The 859-nt window shown below is 74.4% G+C and carries 1 protein-coding gene and 1 pseudogene; both read right to left on the bottom strand.

All coding sequences use genetic code 11. The features are described 5' to 3' along the window. The coding region (locus MXD58_RS25865) for an SGNH/GDSL hydrolase family protein (RefSeq protein ID WP_250610328.1) at positions 1-764 on the bottom strand (764 nt) is incomplete at its 3' end. A gap of 19 nt (positions 765-783) precedes the next feature. Next, positions 784-859 (bottom strand): annotated as a pseudogene (locus MXD58_RS31890) (urease subunit beta); the annotation flags it as partial.

The raw sequence follows: 859 nt of genomic DNA, 5'->3' as shown, positions 1-859 counted from the left end.
GTCTGGCCGGCGGCCGCGGCCGCGCGCCGGCCGCTGTCGGCGTTGCCGGTCAGGGCGTTCTCGACCAGCCGGCTGACCGCGGCCATGCCGGCCGCGTTCGGGTGATAGTGCACACCGCTGGTGTGGGAGCCCTCCACCCAGCGGGTGTCCGCGGCGGCGCACACGTCCCGCCCGGCGCTCGCGGCGTAGGCGTCGACCAGCGGGATGCCTCGCTCCGTCGCGACCTGGCGCAGGGTCCGCTCGAGTGTGCTGCCCATCTCGGCGAGCGTGCGGGTGTCAGCGGTGCTGATGACGTTGTCCGGGCAGGTGACCGGCGGGTCTGGGAAGATCCGCGGGTAGGTGACCAGGTAGACCAGCACGCCGGGCGCCGCGGTGTCGATGGCCGCCAGTAGCTGGGTGAGGTTGCTCCGCAGCTTCACCACCGCCGCGGCGAACACCTCCGGGGTGGGCAGCAGCGCGGCGCAGGACCGGCCCGCGGCCGTCGCGGCCGCGCACCGCGCCGTGGCCGGGGAGTAACCCGTGTCGTTGCCGCCCACCGTGATGGTCACCAGCCGGGTGTCGGGGGTGACGGCGTCGAGCTGCGGCGGATGCCCCCGCTGCGGGATCGAGAGCAGGTTCGCGGTCGTGGCACCGCTGCAGGTCACGTCCGCGAGCGCGAGCCCGAGCCGCTGCGCCACCAGGTGCGGGTAGTTACGCGCCGAACGGAAGCAGCCAGCCCCGATGTCGCGGCCGATGCCCGGTCCGGCGACGAACGAACTGCCCATCGCCACGTACCGACCGGCCGGGGTTCGCGGCGGCGAAGTGGTAGTGCGACCCGACCTGGACGGGCCGGTCACCGGTGTTGCGCACCACCAGGGTC

It is taken from the genome of Frankia sp. AgKG'84/4 (assembly GCF_023242965.2).
Taxonomy (GTDB): domain Bacteria; phylum Actinomycetota; class Actinomycetes; order Frankiales; family Frankiaceae; genus Frankia.
This window is presented reverse-complemented; position numbering and strand designations above follow the sequence as displayed.